At 73.4% G+C, this 15075-nt stretch carries 13 protein-coding genes and 1 pseudogene; 6 read left to right on the plus strand and 8 right to left on the minus strand.

The features are described from left to right. Both ABD363_RS31415 and ABD363_RS31420 read right to left on the minus strand, forming a co-directional pair. On the minus strand, nucleotides 1-133 hold a 133-nt coding region (locus ABD363_RS31415; RefSeq protein WP_344609794.1), incomplete at its 3' end, for a maltotransferase domain-containing protein. Nucleotides 134-185: 52 nt separating this feature from the next. Beyond that, nucleotides 186-506, minus strand: coding sequence for a DUF5133 domain-containing protein (locus ABD363_RS31420; protein ID WP_344609770.1), 321 nt, complete (start codon nucleotides 504-506; stop codon nucleotides 186-188). Between the two features lie 306 nt (nucleotides 507-812). On the opposite strand from ABD363_RS31420, the gene ABD363_RS31425 reads away from it, so the two are divergent. Together ABD363_RS31425 and glgX are read left to right on the plus strand one after the other, a co-directional pair. Then, nucleotides 813-1325: a pep a2 gene (locus ABD363_RS31425; RefSeq protein ID WP_344609772.1), complete on the plus strand. Its 513-nt coding sequence runs from the start codon at nucleotides 813-815 to the stop codon at nucleotides 1323-1325. Then, complete coding sequence (gene glgX, locus ABD363_RS31430; RefSeq protein WP_344609774.1) at nucleotides 1322-3469, plus strand: glycogen debranching protein GlgX; 2148 nt, start codon at nucleotides 1322-1324, stop codon at nucleotides 3467-3469. The genes ABD363_RS31425 and glgX overlap by 4 nt, the downstream gene beginning before the upstream one ends. Before the next feature lie 2 nt (nucleotides 3470-3471). On the opposite strand, the gene ABD363_RS31435 is transcribed toward glgX, so the two are convergent. After that, on the minus strand, nucleotides 3472-4278 hold the full coding sequence (locus ABD363_RS31435; protein ID WP_344609776.1) for a VOC family protein: 807 nt from the start codon (nucleotides 4276-4278) through the stop codon (nucleotides 3472-3474). 224 nt (nucleotides 4279-4502) lie between these two features. Here ABD363_RS31435 and ABD363_RS31440 point away from each other — a divergent pair, with 224 nt between their 5' ends. Next, nucleotides 4503-4823 carry an ANTAR domain-containing protein gene (locus ABD363_RS31440; RefSeq protein WP_344609778.1) on the plus strand — a complete coding sequence of 107 codons (321 nt, stop codon included), beginning with the start codon at nucleotides 4503-4505 and terminating at the stop codon, nucleotides 4821-4823. A gap of 27 nt (nucleotides 4824-4850) precedes the next feature. Here the strand turns inward: ABD363_RS31440 and ABD363_RS31445 are convergent, their stop codons facing one another. Beyond that, entirely contained in the window at nucleotides 4851-5642 is a 792-nt protein-coding gene (locus ABD363_RS31445; protein ID WP_344609780.1) for an RNA polymerase sigma factor SigF, read from the minus strand. A 918-nt stretch (nucleotides 5643-6560) separates the two neighbouring features. On the opposite strand from ABD363_RS31445, the gene ABD363_RS31450 reads away from it, so the two are divergent. Next, the gene (locus tag ABD363_RS31450; RefSeq protein ID WP_344609782.1) at nucleotides 6561-7082 is read left to right on the plus strand and encodes a hypothetical protein; all 522 of its coding nucleotides are present in this window, start codon (nucleotides 6561-6563) and stop codon (nucleotides 7080-7082) included. 15 nt (nucleotides 7083-7097) lie between these two features. Here the strand turns inward: ABD363_RS31450 and hemC are convergent, their stop codons facing one another. The 4 genes and pseudogenes from hemC to ABD363_RS31465 all read right to left on the minus strand — a co-directional run bounded on the left by hemC (nucleotide 7098) and on the right by ABD363_RS31465 (nucleotide 11409). Continuing rightward, nucleotides 7098-8033, minus strand: coding sequence for a hydroxymethylbilane synthase (gene hemC, locus ABD363_RS31455; RefSeq protein ID WP_344609784.1), 936 nt, complete (start codon nucleotides 8031-8033; stop codon nucleotides 7098-7100). A 72-nt stretch (nucleotides 8034-8105) separates the two neighbouring features. Beyond that, nucleotides 8106-8273: pseudogene (locus tag ABD363_RS32730) on the minus strand (questin oxidase family protein); the annotation flags it as partial. 121 nt (nucleotides 8274-8394) lie between these two features. Then, nucleotides 8395-9171 (minus strand): NPP1 family protein, encoded by a 777-nt coding sequence (locus ABD363_RS31460; RefSeq protein WP_344609786.1) that lies wholly within the window; start codon nucleotides 9169-9171, stop codon nucleotides 8395-8397. Between the two features lie 273 nt (nucleotides 9172-9444). After that, nucleotides 9445-11409, minus strand: a complete 1965-nt coding sequence (locus ABD363_RS31465; protein WP_425578048.1) for a HelD family protein — start codon at nucleotides 11407-11409, stop codon at nucleotides 9445-9447. 678 nt (nucleotides 11410-12087) lie between these two features. On the opposite strand from ABD363_RS31465, the gene ABD363_RS31470 reads away from it, so the two are divergent. Together ABD363_RS31470 and ABD363_RS31475 are read left to right on the plus strand one after the other, a co-directional pair. After that, complete coding sequence (locus ABD363_RS31470) at nucleotides 12088-14439, plus strand: SpoIIE family protein phosphatase (protein WP_344609790.1); 2352 nt, start codon at nucleotides 12088-12090, stop codon at nucleotides 14437-14439. A gap of 129 nt (nucleotides 14440-14568) precedes the next feature. Further along, the gene (locus ABD363_RS31475; RefSeq protein WP_344609792.1) at nucleotides 14569-14979 is read left to right on the plus strand and encodes a RidA family protein; all 411 of its coding nucleotides are present in this window, start codon (nucleotides 14569-14571) and stop codon (nucleotides 14977-14979) included. Nucleotides 14980-15075 lie beyond the last annotated feature (96 nt).

Raw genomic sequence — 15075 nt, forward strand, 5'->3', positions numbered from 1 at the left:
GCCCCTCACGGAACACGGTGGCCGACACCTCGAACGACTCACCCACCACCGCCTTCGCCGGGCGCCCGCCGCACTCCACCACCGGGTGGACCTCCTGCACCGGGATGCGGCCGATCCGGGGGGTCGCGCTCATGGGTCCTCACCTCCGCCGTGCTCGAAGCCGGACGTCCTGTCCGGCCAGGGGATCAAGCTGCGCCGGAGGGGCTCCAACTCCCCGCCGGGGAAGGCCGGCCGGCGGCGGGCGGGCCGCGCCTGGCCGCCGCCCCGGTACGGGACCGCTCGTTCTGCTCCCGCACGTAGGTGACCAGACTCGTGCGCAGGTACCGTTCGGCCGCGTCGGCGGCCTCCCGGGCACACCGCTTCCCCATCAGCACGCAGAGGGTGTAGCCCGAGTCCTCGAACGTGGCCCGCACCGCGCGGTCGGCGGGCGAGGCGAGCATCAGCCGTTCCCAGGCCCGGTAGCGCCGCAGCTGCCGGGCGACTTCGGCTTTGGCGGGTAGCAGCATGGGCTGTTCACCTTCCGGGACTCGACGGGGGTCTCCCGAGGGCCGGGCGGTGACCGCGCGTCGGCGGGCGCGGATCCGTCACGGCCATCGAGTTTCCTGACTCATGGTGCACGCGTTGTGACCCAGCGTCTTGTTGGACCTTCAACTGTCACCTCTTCGGCCTCACGGGTCGCCTCGTGTTGCACGAATGGGCTAGGCCACCCACTCTGGAGTGACTCAGAAGCGATACATGCTCACGCTTCGTGTTCGGGGCTCGGTCCGCCAGGGCCGGGAGGAGCGGGAGTTTCGCGGTGAGGAGCCACGACGATGAAGACCGCAGTGCCCTGCTACTACCACCTCGACGTGGAGGTCGGTCCGCAGCGGATCGGCCAGGTCAGGCGCATCCTGGCCGCTCACCTCAGGTTCTGGGACCTGGAGAACCTCGTCGAGCCCGTCTGCCGCGGTGCGGAGATGCTGCTGCGGGCGATCGACGAACACGCCACGGACAAGAACACGTCGATCGAGATGTGGTGGAACGGCCAGCACCTCATCACCGCCGTCGGGGGCAACGACCACGCGCTCCGCCCGGACCAGGACCTGCGCGCCTGCCTGCGGCACCTCGCCGCGACGAGCGACGGCTGGGGCTGCTGCGCCACCGAGACCGGAGCCAGGGTCATCTGGTTCTCGCAGCGCGCCCGGGCCGGCGAACGCGCTCCGCTGGTGCCGCCCGTGCCCGCGCCGGAGTCGCGGGAGGCCCGCCAGGTGCCCCGGGAGGCCCCGGTCGTCCGCCTGGCCGGGCCGGCGAGCGCGCCGGGCGAGGTCCTGGAGGAGGCCCGGTGACCGCCGTGCCGGCCGGCCGGAAGGGGGTGCCCGTCTGGAGCGGGCACCCCTATCCCCTCGGCGCCTCCTACGACGGGCAGGGCACCAACTTCGCCCTCTTCAGCGAGGTCGCCGAACGGGTCGATCTCGTCCTCGTCGACGACGACGGCCACCACGGCAGCGTGCCGCTGACCGAGGTCGACGGCTTCGTGTGGCACGGCTACCTGCCCGGTGTCGGCCCGGGACAGCGCTACGGCTACCGCGTGCACGGGCCGTGGGCCCCGGCCGCCGGCCACCGGTGCAACCCGGCGAAGCTGCTCCTCGACCCGTACACCCGGGCGGTGGACGGCCGGGTCGACGACCACCCCTCCCTCTTCGAGCGCACGCCCGGCCGGCCCGACCCCGCCGACAGCGCCGGGCACACCATGCTCGGCGTGGTCACCGACCCGTTCTTCGACTGGGGCGACGACCGCCCGCCCCGGCGGCCGTACGCCGACACGGTGATCTACGAGGCCCATGTGCGGGGACTGACCCGCACCCACCCCGACGTCCCCGCCGAACTCCGCGGCACCTACGCCGGGCTGGCGCACCCGGCGGTCGTGGAACACCTGACCTCGCTGGGCGTGACCGCGGTGGAGCTGATGCCGGTGCACCAGTTCGTGCACGACGGGGTGCTCCAGGGCCGCGGACTGTCCAACTACTGGGGCTACAACACCATCGGCTTCTTCGCGCCGCACAACGGCTACGCCGCCCTCGGCACCCGCGGGCAGCAGGTCACCGAGTTCAAGGCGATGGTGAAGACCCTGCACGAGGCCGGACTGGAAGTGATCCTCGACGTGGTCTACAACCACACCGCCGAGGGCAACGAGAAGGGCCCCACCCTCTCCTTCCGCGGCATCGACAACGCCTCCTACTACCGTCTGGTGGACGGCGACTGGGAGCACTACTACGACACCACCGGCACCGGCAACAGCCTGCTGATGCGGCATCCCCACGTCCTGCAGCTGATCATGGACTCGCTGCGGTACTGGATCACCGAGATGCACGTCGACGGCTTCCGCTTCGACCTCGCGGCCACCCTGGCGCGGCAGTTCCACGAGGTGGACCGGCTGTCGGCGTTCTTCGACCTGATCCAGCAGGACCCGGTGATCAGCCGGGTGAAGCTGATCGCCGAACCGTGGGACGTCGGCGAGGGCGGCTACCAGGTGGGCAACTTCCCGCCGCTGTGGTCGGAGTGGAACGGCAAGTACCGGGACGCCGTACGGGACTTCTGGCGCGGCGAGGACCACACGCTCGGCGAGTTCGCCTCCCGGCTCACCGGCTCCTCCGACCTGTACGCGCACAGCAGGCGCCGCCCGCGCGCCAGCGTCAACTTCGTCACCGCGCACGACGGGTTCACCCTGCGCGACCTGGTCTCGTACAACGACAAGCACAACGAGGCCAACGGCGAGGACAACCAGGACGGCGAGAGCGCCAACCGGTCCTGGAACTGCGGCGCGGAGGGCGAGACCGACGACCCGGCCGTGCTGGAGCTGCGCGCCCGGCAGCAGCGCAACTTCCTCGCCACCCTCATGCTGTCGCAGGGCATCCCGATGCTCTGCCACGGCGACGAACTGGGCCGCACCCAGCGGGGCAACAACAACGCCTACTGCCAGGACAACGAGATCTCCTGGATCGACTGGCGGCTGACCGGGGAACAGCGGGACCTGCTGGCCTTCACCCGGAGCGTCATCGCGCTGCGCGCCGCCCACCCGGTGCTGCGCCGGCGCCGCTTCTTCCGCGGGGAGACGCCCACCCGCGCGGACCAGCCGCTGCCCGACCTGGTGTGGCTGCGGCCGGACGGGCGCGAGATGGGCGACGACGACTGGCAGCGCCCCGACGCCCACGCCGTCGGCGTCTTCCTCAACGGCGACGCCATCGCCGAACCCGATCCGTGCGGCCGGCCCGTGGTGGACGACTCCCTGCTGCTGCTGTTCAACGGCCACTGGGAGCCGACGGACTTCCGGCTGCCCGACGCCGCCCACGGGGAGCGCTGGACGACGCTGATCGACACCGCCGGCCCGGAGGGCACGCCCGACGAGGCGGAGCACAAGGCGGGCGCGGTGCTGACCGTCGAGTCACGCAGCCTGGTGCTGCTGTCCCGGCCCTCCCGCACCGCCCGGTGAGATCATCCGCGTCCGCGGCGCGCGGTCACCGTGAACTGCGCGCCGTCGGGGTCCCGGAGCACCGCCTCGTCGCTGCCCTTGGACAGGACGCTGCCGCCGTGCAGCTCCGCGGCCCGCACGCAGGCCGCCACGTCGTCGACGGCGAAGTGGACCTGCCAGTGCGGCCGGATCGTCGGGTCGGGGGCCGCTTCCAGGGCACCCGACTCGATGCGCGCCACCACGTCCCCCTGGCTGCGCAGTACGACCTCGTCGCCCTCGTACTGCACCTCGCAGCAGCCGGGGCGCCCCGACGCCCAGTCGAGGACCTCGCCGTAGAAGATGGCGGCGTCGAAGGCGTCGCGGGTGTGGAGCCTGATGAAGGCCGGCTGGGCGCGGCGCCAGGTCTCCCAGTCGGTGAACAGCTTCCCCTCCCAGACGCCGAAGGTGGCGCCGTCCCGGTCGGCGAGCAGCGCCACCCGGCCGGGCGGGATGGAGAGCGGGCCGACCGCCGCCGTGCCGCCGCGTTCCTGCACCCGGAAGACGGCCTCGTTCGCACTGGCCACGGCGAAGTACGGGGTCCACGCCACCGCCATCTGCCACATGGCGGCGACGGCGGCGATCCCGGCGACCGGCGCCCCGTCCGCCAGGGCGATGCGGAAGTGGTCGCCGAGCCTGGTCGGCCGCCACTGCCAGCCCAGCACGGCGGAGTAGAACTCCTCCGTGGCCTTCAGATCGCGGCTGGTCAGCGTCACCCAGCAGGGGGCCCCGGAAACGGAGTGGGTGGAGAAGACGCTGTTCGCGCCGGCGGGGGAGGTCGTGTCGTGGTTCATGGCAGTCGCGTCCTGGTCTCGTCCACCGGCAGCCACCGGACTCACACCAGTGTCCGGCCGAACCGCCGCGGACGCCTGCCGGGTACCCCGGCGCCGGCGCCGAAACGGTGGCGGGCGGCCCCGGACGGCCCAGTGGCACGGGGTGGGGCGGGCGGCGACGATGGAGGCGTCGGCGCCGTACCACCAGGAACAGGCGCGGCGACGCACCGGACCCGGAGGTGACCATGCCCGCGGACGGAGGCTCGGATCAGATCCTCGAGCTGCAGGAACAGGTCCGGCAGCTGAAGGAGGCGGTCGTCTCGCACGCCGTCGTGGACCAGGCGATAGGGATGATCGTGGCGCTCGGCCGGGTGACCCCCGACCAGGGCTGGGCCGTGCTCAAGGACGTGTCCCAGCACACGAACACCAAGCTGCGCAATGTCGCGGAGACGATACTCCTCTGGGGGCGCACCGGAGTGATGCCCCGGGAGATCCGGATCGAGCTGGAGGACGCGCTGGACCGGCACGGCCCGACCCAGATACCCGGAGCGCCGCCGGAGCGCTGAACCCGCCCCGGCGGCGCCGGGCCGCGCTCAGCCGGTCTCGGCGAGGATCTCCTCGCGGAGCTGGGCGAAGCAGCCGCTGAGCAGGCGGGAGACGTGCATCTGCGAGATCCCGAGCTGCTGCGCGATCCGGTTCTGCGTCATGCCGTGGAAGAACCGCAGGTACAGGATGGTCCGCTCGCGTTCGGGCAGCGCCTGCAGACAGGGGGTGACGGCCACCCGGTCGACGACGGTGTCGTAGGCCGGGTCGGGTCCGCCGAGCGAGTCCCCGAGCGCGTACCCGTCGGTGCCGGGCATCTCCGCCTCCAGCGACAGCGCGGAGAAGCATTCCAGGGCCTCCATGCCCATGCGCACCTCGTGCGGCGTCAGGTGCGCGTGCTCGGCGATCTCGGCGACGGTGGGGACGCGTCCCGGGGTCGTCTGCGCCAGCTCCTTCGCGGCGCGCCGCACGCGGTTGCGCAGGTCCTGGACCCGGCGCGGCACGTGCAGCGTCCACATGTGGTCGCGGAAGTGCCGCTTGATCTCACCGGTGACGGTCGGCACGGCGTACGCCTCGAAGGCGTGCCCGCGGGCCGGGTCGTAGTGGTCGACGGCCTTGACCAGCCCCAGCGCCGCCACCTGGTACAGGTCCTCGAGGCTCTCGCCGCGGCCCCGGAAGCGGACGGCGATCCGCTCGGCCATGGGCAGCCAGGCCCGGATCAGCTCGTCCCGCAGCGCCCTGCGCTCCGGTCCCTCGGACAGCCGCACGAGGCGCTCGAAGTCCGCGGCCGTGTCGGGGGCGTCGTCGTGCGGGTGCGGCTTGGTTCTGCTGGCGACACGCATGGTGCGCACCTCCCTCGGCAGGGGGGCCGGGCGGACGGACACCATGGGAGGCGCGGTCTCGGACCTCACGGGGACACCCGGGGCGCGGCGGGCCGGCTCCCACGGACGTGCCTTCAGTCCGAAGCACTGAAAGGGGCATTCCCGGCGGCGCCGTTTTCAAAACAATTCCAGAATTCGATGACGTACCGCTGCCGGGTGATTGTGCATGGTCGACGCGAGGGCCGGGAATGCCACCGGAACGACGCGTAACGACGCGTTGTGAATTCAACGGATTCGCCGCGCCGCATCCCCGCCGGTTCCTGTCGCGGCCCATCACCGCCGGTTCCTGTCGCGGTTTCGCCGGCCCGCTGCGGCCGCCGCGGCCGGGCCCCCGTCCCGCGGCCGGGCGATTCCCCGGACGGCGTTCCGCGCCCCGGCCGTCCGGCACCCGGCAGCGCCGCCGGCCCGCGATGTCCACCGCCCCCTGCCCCGGCGCCCGGACCGTCCGGGAACGCCACCCCGGCGTCCCCGGCGGACCGCCGCCCCGGCCACCGGCAGGGCGCTCCGGCCAGGAAGCCGCCGGCGCGGACCGTGAGCCCCGCCGCGGCCGTCGTGCCACGCTGCCCGGCTTTGGCCCCGCACCCCGTCCCCGCCGCGGCCCGGCCCCTGTCGCCGTCCCCCCGCCCTGCCCCGGGCCGCTCCGGGCGGCCGGCGCGGTCCCCCTCCCGGCCCCGAGGCGGACGCCCGGCGGGACCGGCGGAGCGTGATGTGCGGCACGTCCGGGCAAGCGCTTTCCCGGCTTGTCGGTCAATTCCTCCTGCGCACGGCTTGATCGTCGATCAGAACGGGTGAACTGCCTGGCCACAGTGCATTCCGTGCATTTGACAGTGCACTGAGCGCACAGATAGGAAGCAGCTTCCAGAGGTCGAGAGGTGCACTGTGTACGAGCCGAACGTGGTCGGGGACTGGCAGGAGTACGACGAGCATGCCGGTCTGCGGGTCCGCGTCCACCGTCTTGAGGCGGCCGAACCGCCGCGCGGACGCGACGACGCCGCCGAAGGGCTGACGTACTTCAGTGTCCGCGTGACCGTCGAGAACCGGGGCGGCCGGCGCTACGGCATCCACCTGGAGGACGGCCAGATCGACGTCCGGCTGGGACCCGACGGGGAGAGCGCCTTCATCGACTGGCGCAACTCCCAGTTCATCGAGGGGTTCGACGTCTACCCGCTGCGCCGGGCCACCGCCGTGCTGTACGCGGCCGGCCCCGAGGCGTCCCTGAGCCAGGTGGACATCCAGGTCCAGCTGCGGGTCGACGAGGAGTGGGCCGACCGCCGGCTGTGGGTGGGCGGCATCGGTGTGCACGAGCCGGCCGCGGAGACCCAGCCGGGCGCGGGGCGGGAGAGCCTCGCGCACCAGGTGAGCGTCTTCCTGCGGGGTCAGGCGGAGGAGGGCACCGCCTGACCCGGCGGCAGGGGGTCAGTGCGGGATGCCGTCGATGATCTCGCGGGCGCCCTGACGCAGCAGGGTCACGGCGACCGAGGTGCCGAGGGTGGCCGCATCGAGCCGTCCCGCCCACTCGTGGGCGTTCAGCCGGGTCTTGCCGTCCGGGGTGAACACACAGGCCCGCAGGGACAGTTCGCCGCCGCGGTCCACGCGCGCGTACCCGGCGATCGGGCTGTTGCAGTGCCCCTGCAGGACGTGCAGGAACATGCGCTCCGCGGTGGCCTCCCGGTGCGTGTCCGGGTCGCCGAGGCCGCTGACCGCGTCGATGAGGGCGGTGTCGTCCTCGCGGCACTGCAGGGCGAGGATGCCCGCGCCGATGGGCGGCATCATCGTCTCGGGCGGGAGGACCTCGCTGATCACGTCGCGGCGGCCGATGCGTTCCAGGCCGGAGACCGCGAGCAGCAGCGCGTCCGCCTCGCCGGCCGCCAGCTTCTGAAGGCGCCGGTTGGCGTTGCCGCGGAACGGCACGCACCGCAGGTGCGGGTGGGTGGCGGCCAGCTGGGCGATGCGGCGGACCGAGGAGGTGCCGATCCGGGTGCCGGCCGGGAGCTCGTCGAGGGTGAGTCCGCCCGGGTGGACGAGGGCGTCCCGGATGTCGTCGCGCCGGAGGAACGCGGCGAACACCGTGCCCGCGGGCAGCGGCCGGTCGGCGGGCACGTCCTTGACGCAGTGCACCGCCAGATCGGCCTCGCCGGCCAGCAGCGCGGCGTCGACCTCCTTGGTGAACGCGCCCTTGCCCTCGACCTGCGACAGGTCGCCCAGCCACTTGTCACCGGTCGTCTTCACCGGTACGACCTCGGTGCGCACACCGGGATACAGGGCCGTCAGCTCGGCCCGGACGCGCTCCACCTGGGCGAGCGCCATGGGCGAGTCGCGGGAGACGATACGGATCAGTTCGGGGACGGACATGGGGACACGATAGTGCCTCGCACGGATGCCCCCGTGCCGCACGGGGCGGCGCGCTCGCACCGGCGGGGGAGCTCAGGCGAGCGGCTCGCTCAGCTCGACCGCCCGCCACGCCGCGGCGAGGGCCCGGCCGTCGCCGACGTCCTACGCCGTGTCGGTGAGCTTGAGAACGTGCCCGTCGCCGTGGGCGAGGGCGCGCTCCAGCACCTCCTCGGGGGTGAGGCGGGCCGGGGGCTCGTACGCGGTCGGTGGGGACGCTGCGCGGCGGCACCGGGGGAGCGGATCGGGCGGGGGACGGAGACCGGATACGGCCGGGGACCTGGGCCCCCGGTCGACCGGTGTCCGAGGCGGCGGGCCGCCGGCGTCAGGCGTCGGGGTCGAAGGCGATGCCGGACGGTTTGGCCGCTGCCAGGTTGGAGGCGAAACTGCCGTCTTTGAGGCCGAAGTTGGCGCTGCCGAAGTCGTACGCGGTCAGCTTGTCGCGCACGCCCGCCGGGTAGCCGTTCCAGCCGACCAGCGCGGGGTACTGCCAGGTGCCCTCGTGGTTCTCCGGCGGCTCGTCGTTGGAGTTGGCCAGGCGGAAGCAGTGGGTGCTGATGCCGTCCTTGTGGTACACGACCTTCGGGTGCGTGCCGTCGAAGCGGACCTGGGACCGCGCGCGCACGGTGTACGAGCCGTGGTTGGACGTGGCGACGTACTGCACGGTGTTGTTCTGCACCCACACCACGACGTGCTCCCAGTCGTGGCGGTGGCCGCCGATGCTGCTGCCCGCCACGGCCTGGTCCTTCTCGAAGTACAGGTCGTACATGAAGGCGCACCAGCCGTTGTTGCACTTGTAGCGGGAGTAGCCGTTGGTGTTGTCCAGGTCAGAGGCGTCGCGGCAGTTGCCGTTGAGGGCTCCGGTCGGGTTGAGGCCGCCGTTGACCGTGCCGTCGGGGCCGATGGCCGGTGTGGGGTAGCAGCCGTCGGTGTCGTAGTCGTAGGCGGGCTGGTACGTCCGCTCCAGGCTGTCGGCGTTGGCGGGCAGGGCCGGGGGCGGGGCGGCGAAGGCGGTTGCGGGGAAGGCGACGACGAGGGCGGCGGCTCCGGCGAGACCGGTGAGCCATCTCCTGCGGCGGGTCCGGGACGTGCTCGACGACACTGCGTCCTCCTCTGGGTCCGGGCGCAGCCCAACGGCTGTCAGGGAAGCGGGGGTTCAGCTTCCCGTTTCTGTCCTGCCGGGCCAAGGGGACGTGGACGTATCCGCGGTGAAGCGCAGCCCAATAGTTGGTTCCGGAACCGTGCGCCGCGCGGTCTTTGACGGCCCGTCATGTCGGATCGTTCGGAATGTCCCGCATCGGCCGGTCCTCGGACCACGGGACAGCGACCGTGGGAACAGCGCGTCGCCCGCGGCGGCGACGCGGCCGCCGGGTCGTCAGGCGGGCTGGACGGTGATGGTGCACAGGCGTTTGGTGGCCCGGGTCAGGGCCACGTACAAGTCCCTTTCCCCACCGGGGCGGGCCGCGATGATCTCCTCGGGGTCCATGACGACGACCCCGTCGAACTCCAGGCCGCGTGCTTCGGACGCCGGCACGATGCGCGCGTGGTGAGCGACGCCCCGGGCCGTCAGCTCGCCCACCCTGGTGTCCGCGCAGATCACTCCCAGGAGCTCGCCCGGGTGCGCGGTGCTCTGGGCGCGGACTTCCTGGACGACGGCGGTGACCGACCCGCCCGGGGGCGTGGTCACGGTGCGAGGGCTCTCACCGCTTCGCAGTGACCGCGTGGGCTTCTGGTCCGGAGCGATCCGCGCGAGCAGGTCCCGGACGCTCCCCAGGATCTCCTGCGTGGTGCGGTAGCCGACGGTCAGGTTGTGCAGCTTGAACCGCGGTCCGACGTGGGGGCTCAGCGCTTCCTTCCAGTCGCGTGCTGTCGCGGCCGGGCCTGCCTGGGCGAAGTCGCCCACCAGCGTCATCGCCCTCGCCGGGCAGCGGCGGACGATCATCCGCCACTGCATGGCGGTCAGTTCCTGCGCCTCGTCGACGACGACGTGCCCGTACGTCCGCTCGGGAGGGCCGTCGACCAGGCTCGCCGCCTCGTCCAGCAACGGCACGTCGGCATCGGTCCACGGGGCGTCCGGACCGCGCAGCAGGAGGGACCGCTCCGGCGCGGTCAGGCGGGGCAGGTGCTCGGCGAGGGCGCCGGCGTCCGTCAGCAGCGCCTGCACGAGGTCACCGGGGGCCAGCCGCGGCCACAGCGCCTCGACCGCCCGGTCGACGCCGGCGTCGTCGAGGAGATCGGCTCGGACGGCGTCCAGGTCCAGCTCGTGGACCGGATCCGGGCCGGCCGCACCTTCGGCGCGGCGCCGGGCGGCTCCCGTGAACCGGTCGAGGTCCAGGCCCGTCATCCTTTCGGCATCGGCGTCGATCTGCTCCAGGAGGTCGCCCATGTCCCGTCGCATCGCGTCGGTGACGGCGTCGACCAGCAGCTCCTTGAACACCTGGCGCGCGGGGTTGTGCCCCGGTACGGCTGCCACGGCGGCGTCGCGCGCCGTGGCGACTTCCTCGCCGGAGAGGCGAACCGGTTCCTGCCCGACCCGCACGGTGAAGTCACCGGCGGGAGCCTGGTGGGCGCGCAGCAGGCCGGCCAAGGCGTCGGCGAGGCCGGAGCCGCCCTTGAGACGTGCCGTATCGAACGGGTCCGCCGTGTCCGTGGGCACTCCGGCCAGTTCCCGGCAGGTCGCCAGAACGACGTCGTTCTCTCCGAGCGAGGGAAGGACCTGGGAGATGTAGTCGAGGAACCGGGCGTTCGGGCCCACCACCAGGACGCCCTCCTCCGCGGCGCGCGGGAACGCGTACAGGACGTAGGCCGCCCGGTGCAGGGCGACCACCGTCTTGCCGGTGCCGGGCCCGCCCTGCACCACGGTCACCCCGCGGTGGGCGGAGCGGACGATCTCGTCCTGCTCGGCCTGCAGCGTCGCGACGGCCGCGTGCATCCTGCCCGTGCGCCGTGCCGACACGGCCTCGGCCAACGGGCCGTCCCCCACGACGTCCTCGTCGGTCGGGGCGGTCCCGTCCAGCAGTTCGTCGCTCACCGAGACGACCGTGCGCTCCTGGAGGCGCAGGTGCCGGCGCCGCCGCAGGCCCATCGGGTGGACCGGTGTCGCCTCGTAGAAGGGCCGCGCCGCGTTCGCGCGCCAGTCCACGAGCAGGGGCAGGTCGTCCTCCTCCCTCTGCAGTCCGATCCGCCCGATCCGCAGGGCCGTGCCGTCCGTCCGGTCGATGCGCCCGAAGACCAGCCCTTTTTCGGCGCCCTCCAGCCGGCTGATCTCCTTGGCCAGACGCTCGGCGGCGATTTCTCTCTCGTATGCCTCACCGGCGCTGCCCGCCGGGGTCTTCAGCACACTCGCCCGGTGCGCTCGCGCCTCGGAAAGCCGCTCGGTGAGCAACGCGTACAAGGAGGACACATAATCCTGCTCCGATTCAACCGCACGCGCCGCGGGATCATTCATTTTCGACAACTGGGCTCCTTCGATTCGAGCCGCACCATACGGTCAAATTTCCTCGAAGGTAAGTCTTGACCTGCCTGGTGAAGCCGTGTCCCTGTGACGGAATCCATGACGGCCGGCCGCATGGCATGTCACGCATTCCGCCGTCGCGTATATCGCTGATCGCGCTCCCGGCGCCCGCCCGCCTTATCGGGCGAGCCCGCCCTCGAATGCCGGCGATGTTTCGCCGGGCTCGGGAAAAAGGGGAAATCCGGCGGAGCGGCCGACGTCATCGAGCTCGATGCCAGGGGATGTCCGGGCGCTTCGTCCGGCGGCCCGACCGAGGGGGCGGGCACGGAAACGGGCCGAGCCCTCGACCGGCCCGCCGCTGCCCGGCCCGTGCCGACGGCTCCCTTTCCGGGCCGCGGCACCATGCCGCCGCCGGCCGCGGCCGGCCCGCGGAACGGACCGGTGAATCCTCACCCCGTCCGCCGCCCCGCACGCCCACCGCGTGCGGGCGTCCGCCCCGGACAACCGGAGCCAGACCTTCCGCCGCGGTTGATGCGGAGGGACGGAGGGATCATTCTTGACAACATGGAGCACGTCTCCGCTGCGGCGGTCATCAACGGCCACGGCGTCGTCACGAGGTGGAGCGAGGGCGCCCGGCGGCTGACGGGACACCCGGCCGGGGAGGTCGTGGGGCGCGCCGCGCGCGAACTGCTCGCCGGGGACGTGCCGCCCGGCGCCCTGGCCGCGCTGACGGGCACCGTCGCACTGCGGCACCGGGACGGCTCCTCCCTCGAGCTCTCCCTGCGGGCGTGCCCCGTGACGGGCGCGGACGGCGAGACGGAGGACTACCTCGTCGTCGCGGAGCCCGCCGGAGGCGCCGGCCGCCCCGCGGAGACCGCCCTCACCCTGGTCGGGGAGTTCTTCCAGCAGGCCTCCTTGTCGATGTCCGTCTTCGACACCCGGCAGCGCTACCTGCGGGTCAACGAGGCGGGCTGCCGGGTGATGGGGCTGCCGGAGGAGGCCCTGATCGGCCGCCACCTGTGGGACACCCTGGACCGCACCGTCGACAGCCGCGACTTCGTACGGCACCTGCAGCACGTCGCCGAGACGGGCGAGCCCGTCCAGTACGAGAACCTCACCCGGTCGCCGTCCGGCCCGAACGAGTACGCCTGGACCGTCGAGATGTGGCCGGTGCGCGCCCCCTCCGGCGAGGTCGCCGCGGTCGCCCTGGCGGCCTTCGAGAACACCGAGCAGCACCGGGCCCGGCAGCGGCTGGCCCTGCTGAACGAGGCCGCCGCCGCGATCGGCACCACCCTGGACGTGGTGCGCACCGCCGAGGAACTGGTCGACCTCCTCGTCCCCCGGTTCGCCGACTTCGCCAGCGTCGACCTGCTGGACTGGGTGCTGAACGCCGACGAGCCCCTCGCGGTGCCCGCCGAGGACGTCGTGATGCGCCGGGTGGCCCACCGCTCCGCCGTCGAGGGCTTCCCCAGGGCGTCGGCGCGCCTGGGCGAGACCGACACCTACCCGCCGTACTCCGGGCCCGCCAAGGCCCTGCGCGAGGGGCGGGCGGTGCTCAGCGGCGTCGGCGACCCGGACTTCGAGCGGTGGATGCGGGTGCGCAACATACAGGCGCCCCACAACCGGGAGTACCGCAACCGCCTCCGCTCCACCCTGGCCGTGCCGCTGCGGGCCCGCGGCATCACCCTCGGGGTCGCGGTGGCGATGCGGGCCGCGCCGCAGGAGCCGTACACCGCCGACGACACCGCCCTGGGCGAGGAACTCGCCAGCCGGGCCGCCGTCTGCGTCGACAACGCGCGCCGCTTCGCCCGCGAGCGCACCACCGCGCTGGCCCTGCAGCACAGCCTGCTGCCCCGGGGACTGCCCGGACAGGCGGCGGTGGAGGTGGCCCACCGCTACCTGCCCACCGTCTCGGCGGCCGGCATCGGCGGCGACTGGTTCGACGTCATCCCGCTGTCCGGCAGCCGGGTCGCCCTGGTCGTCGGGGACGTCGTCGGCCACGGCATCCCCTCCTCGGCGACCATGGGCCGCCTGTGCACCGCCGTGCGCACCCTCGCCGACGTGGACCTGCCGCCGGACGAGCTCCTCACCCACCTGGACGACCTGGTCACCCACCTCGCCGCCGACGACAACGCCGACGAGGTCGCGGAACTCGGCGCCACCTGCCTGTACGCCGTCTACGACCCCGTCTCGCGCCGCCTCACCGTGGCCGCGGCCGGCCATCCCGCACCGGCCGTGATCCTGCCCGGCGGCGCGGCGCGGCTCCTCCCCATGACCGCCGGGCCCCCGCTCGGCGTGGGCGGGCTGCCGTTCGAGGCGACCGAGCTGACCCTGCCCGAGGGCTCCGTCGTCGCCCTGTACACCGACGGCCTCGTCGAGGACCGCGACCGGGACGTCGACCACGCCACCGCCGAGATGTGCCGCGCGCTGACCGCGCCCGCCGCCTCGCTCGACGCGCTGTGCGACGGCGTGCTGAAGGCGGTGCTGCCGGAGGAGCCCAGCGACGACGTGGCGCTGCTGCTGGCCCGTACCCGGGCGCTGGGCGCCGACCGGGTGGCGACCTGGGAGGTGCCGCCGGACCCCGCGCGGGTGGCCGCCACCCGGCAGTGCGCCATCGAGCAGCTGCTGGCGTGGGGCCTGGACGAGACCGCGTTCGTCACCGAACTCGTCGTCAGCGAGCTGGTCACCAACGCGATCCGGTACGGCGAACCGCCCATCCGGCTCCGGCTGATCCGCGACCGCAGCCTCATCTGCGAGGTCTCCGACGGCAGCTCCACCTCCCCGCACCTGCGCCGCGCCCACGCCTACGACGAGGGCGGCCGCGGCCTGCTGCTGGTCGCCCAGCTCACCCAGCGCTGGGGCAGCCGCCAGACCGGCGGCGGCAAGACGATCTGGGCCGAACAACCGCTGCCGTGACCCGGGTGCCCGGAATGGGCCGCCCCGCCAGGGGTGTTGGCACGGGCGGGGGCCGCCCGGCCCCTCGCGCACGGGCGGCGCCGCACCCGCCGCCGGTGCGGCGGCCGTACGCCACGGAAGGACCCGGTCATGACGCGCGACGCGCGCACGATCACCAACCCGCCCACGCTGCACGACCCGACGCCGTTCGGTTACAGCCACGCCGTCTCGGCGCCCGGCGACCTCGTCTTCATCGGCGGCCAGTACGCCTCCGACGCCACCGGCTCCCCGGTGCCCGGCGACTTCGCCGCCCAGGTGGACCTGGCCTTCGACCGGCTGCGGTCGGCGCTGGCGGGCGCCGGACTCGGCTACGAGCACGTCGTCCGGCTCGGGACCTACATCGTGGACCACGACGCCGGGAAGCTGGAGATCCTCGGCAGGGCGCTGCACGCGCGCTTCGGGGACCGGCTGCCCGCCCAGACGCTGAGCGGCGTCGCCGCTCTCGCCCTGCCGGGGATGCTCTTCGAGGTCGACGCCGTCGCCGTACGGCCGGCCCCGTAGCGCACCGGCGCGGATCCCGGGACGCCGCCCGGCGCCGTCCCCGGCGGCCCGGGCGGGCGCGCGGCCGGATCCCGCCGGCCGCGCGCCCGCCCGGCG

The organism is Streptomyces glaucus (assembly GCF_039533365.1).
In the GTDB taxonomy this organism is placed as follows: domain Bacteria; phylum Actinomycetota; class Actinomycetes; order Streptomycetales; family Streptomycetaceae; genus Streptomyces; species Streptomyces glaucus.

Bases quoted from the DNA above. Each gene is read 5' to 3' on its own strand.
- ABD363_RS31420 (WP_344609770.1), bottom strand. From the start codon at position 506: ATGCTGCTACCCGCCAAAGCCGAAGTCGCCCGGCAGCTGCGGCGCTAC.
- ABD363_RS31425 (WP_344609772.1), top strand. From the start codon at position 813: ATGAAGACCGCAGTGCCCTGCTACTACCACCTCGACGTGGAGGTCGGT.
- ABD363_RS31435 (WP_344609776.1), bottom strand. From the start codon at position 4,278: ATGAACCACGACACGACCTCCCCCGCCGGCGCGAACAGCGTCTTCTCC.
- ABD363_RS31440 (WP_344609778.1), top strand. From the start codon at position 4,503: ATGCCCGCGGACGGAGGCTCGGATCAGATCCTCGAGCTGCAGGAACAG.
- ABD363_RS31445 (WP_344609780.1), bottom strand. From the start codon at position 5,642: ATGCGTGTCGCCAGCAGAACCAAGCCGCACCCGCACGACGACGCCCCC.
- hemC (WP_344609784.1), bottom strand. From the start codon at position 8,033: ATGTCCGTCCCCGAACTGATCCGTATCGTCTCCCGCGACTCGCCCATG.
- ABD363_RS31470 (WP_344609790.1), top strand. From the start codon at position 12,088: ATGGAGCACGTCTCCGCTGCGGCGGTCATCAACGGCCACGGCGTCGTC.
- ABD363_RS31475 (WP_344609792.1), top strand. From the start codon at position 14,569: ATGACGCGCGACGCGCGCACGATCACCAACCCGCCCACGCTGCACGAC.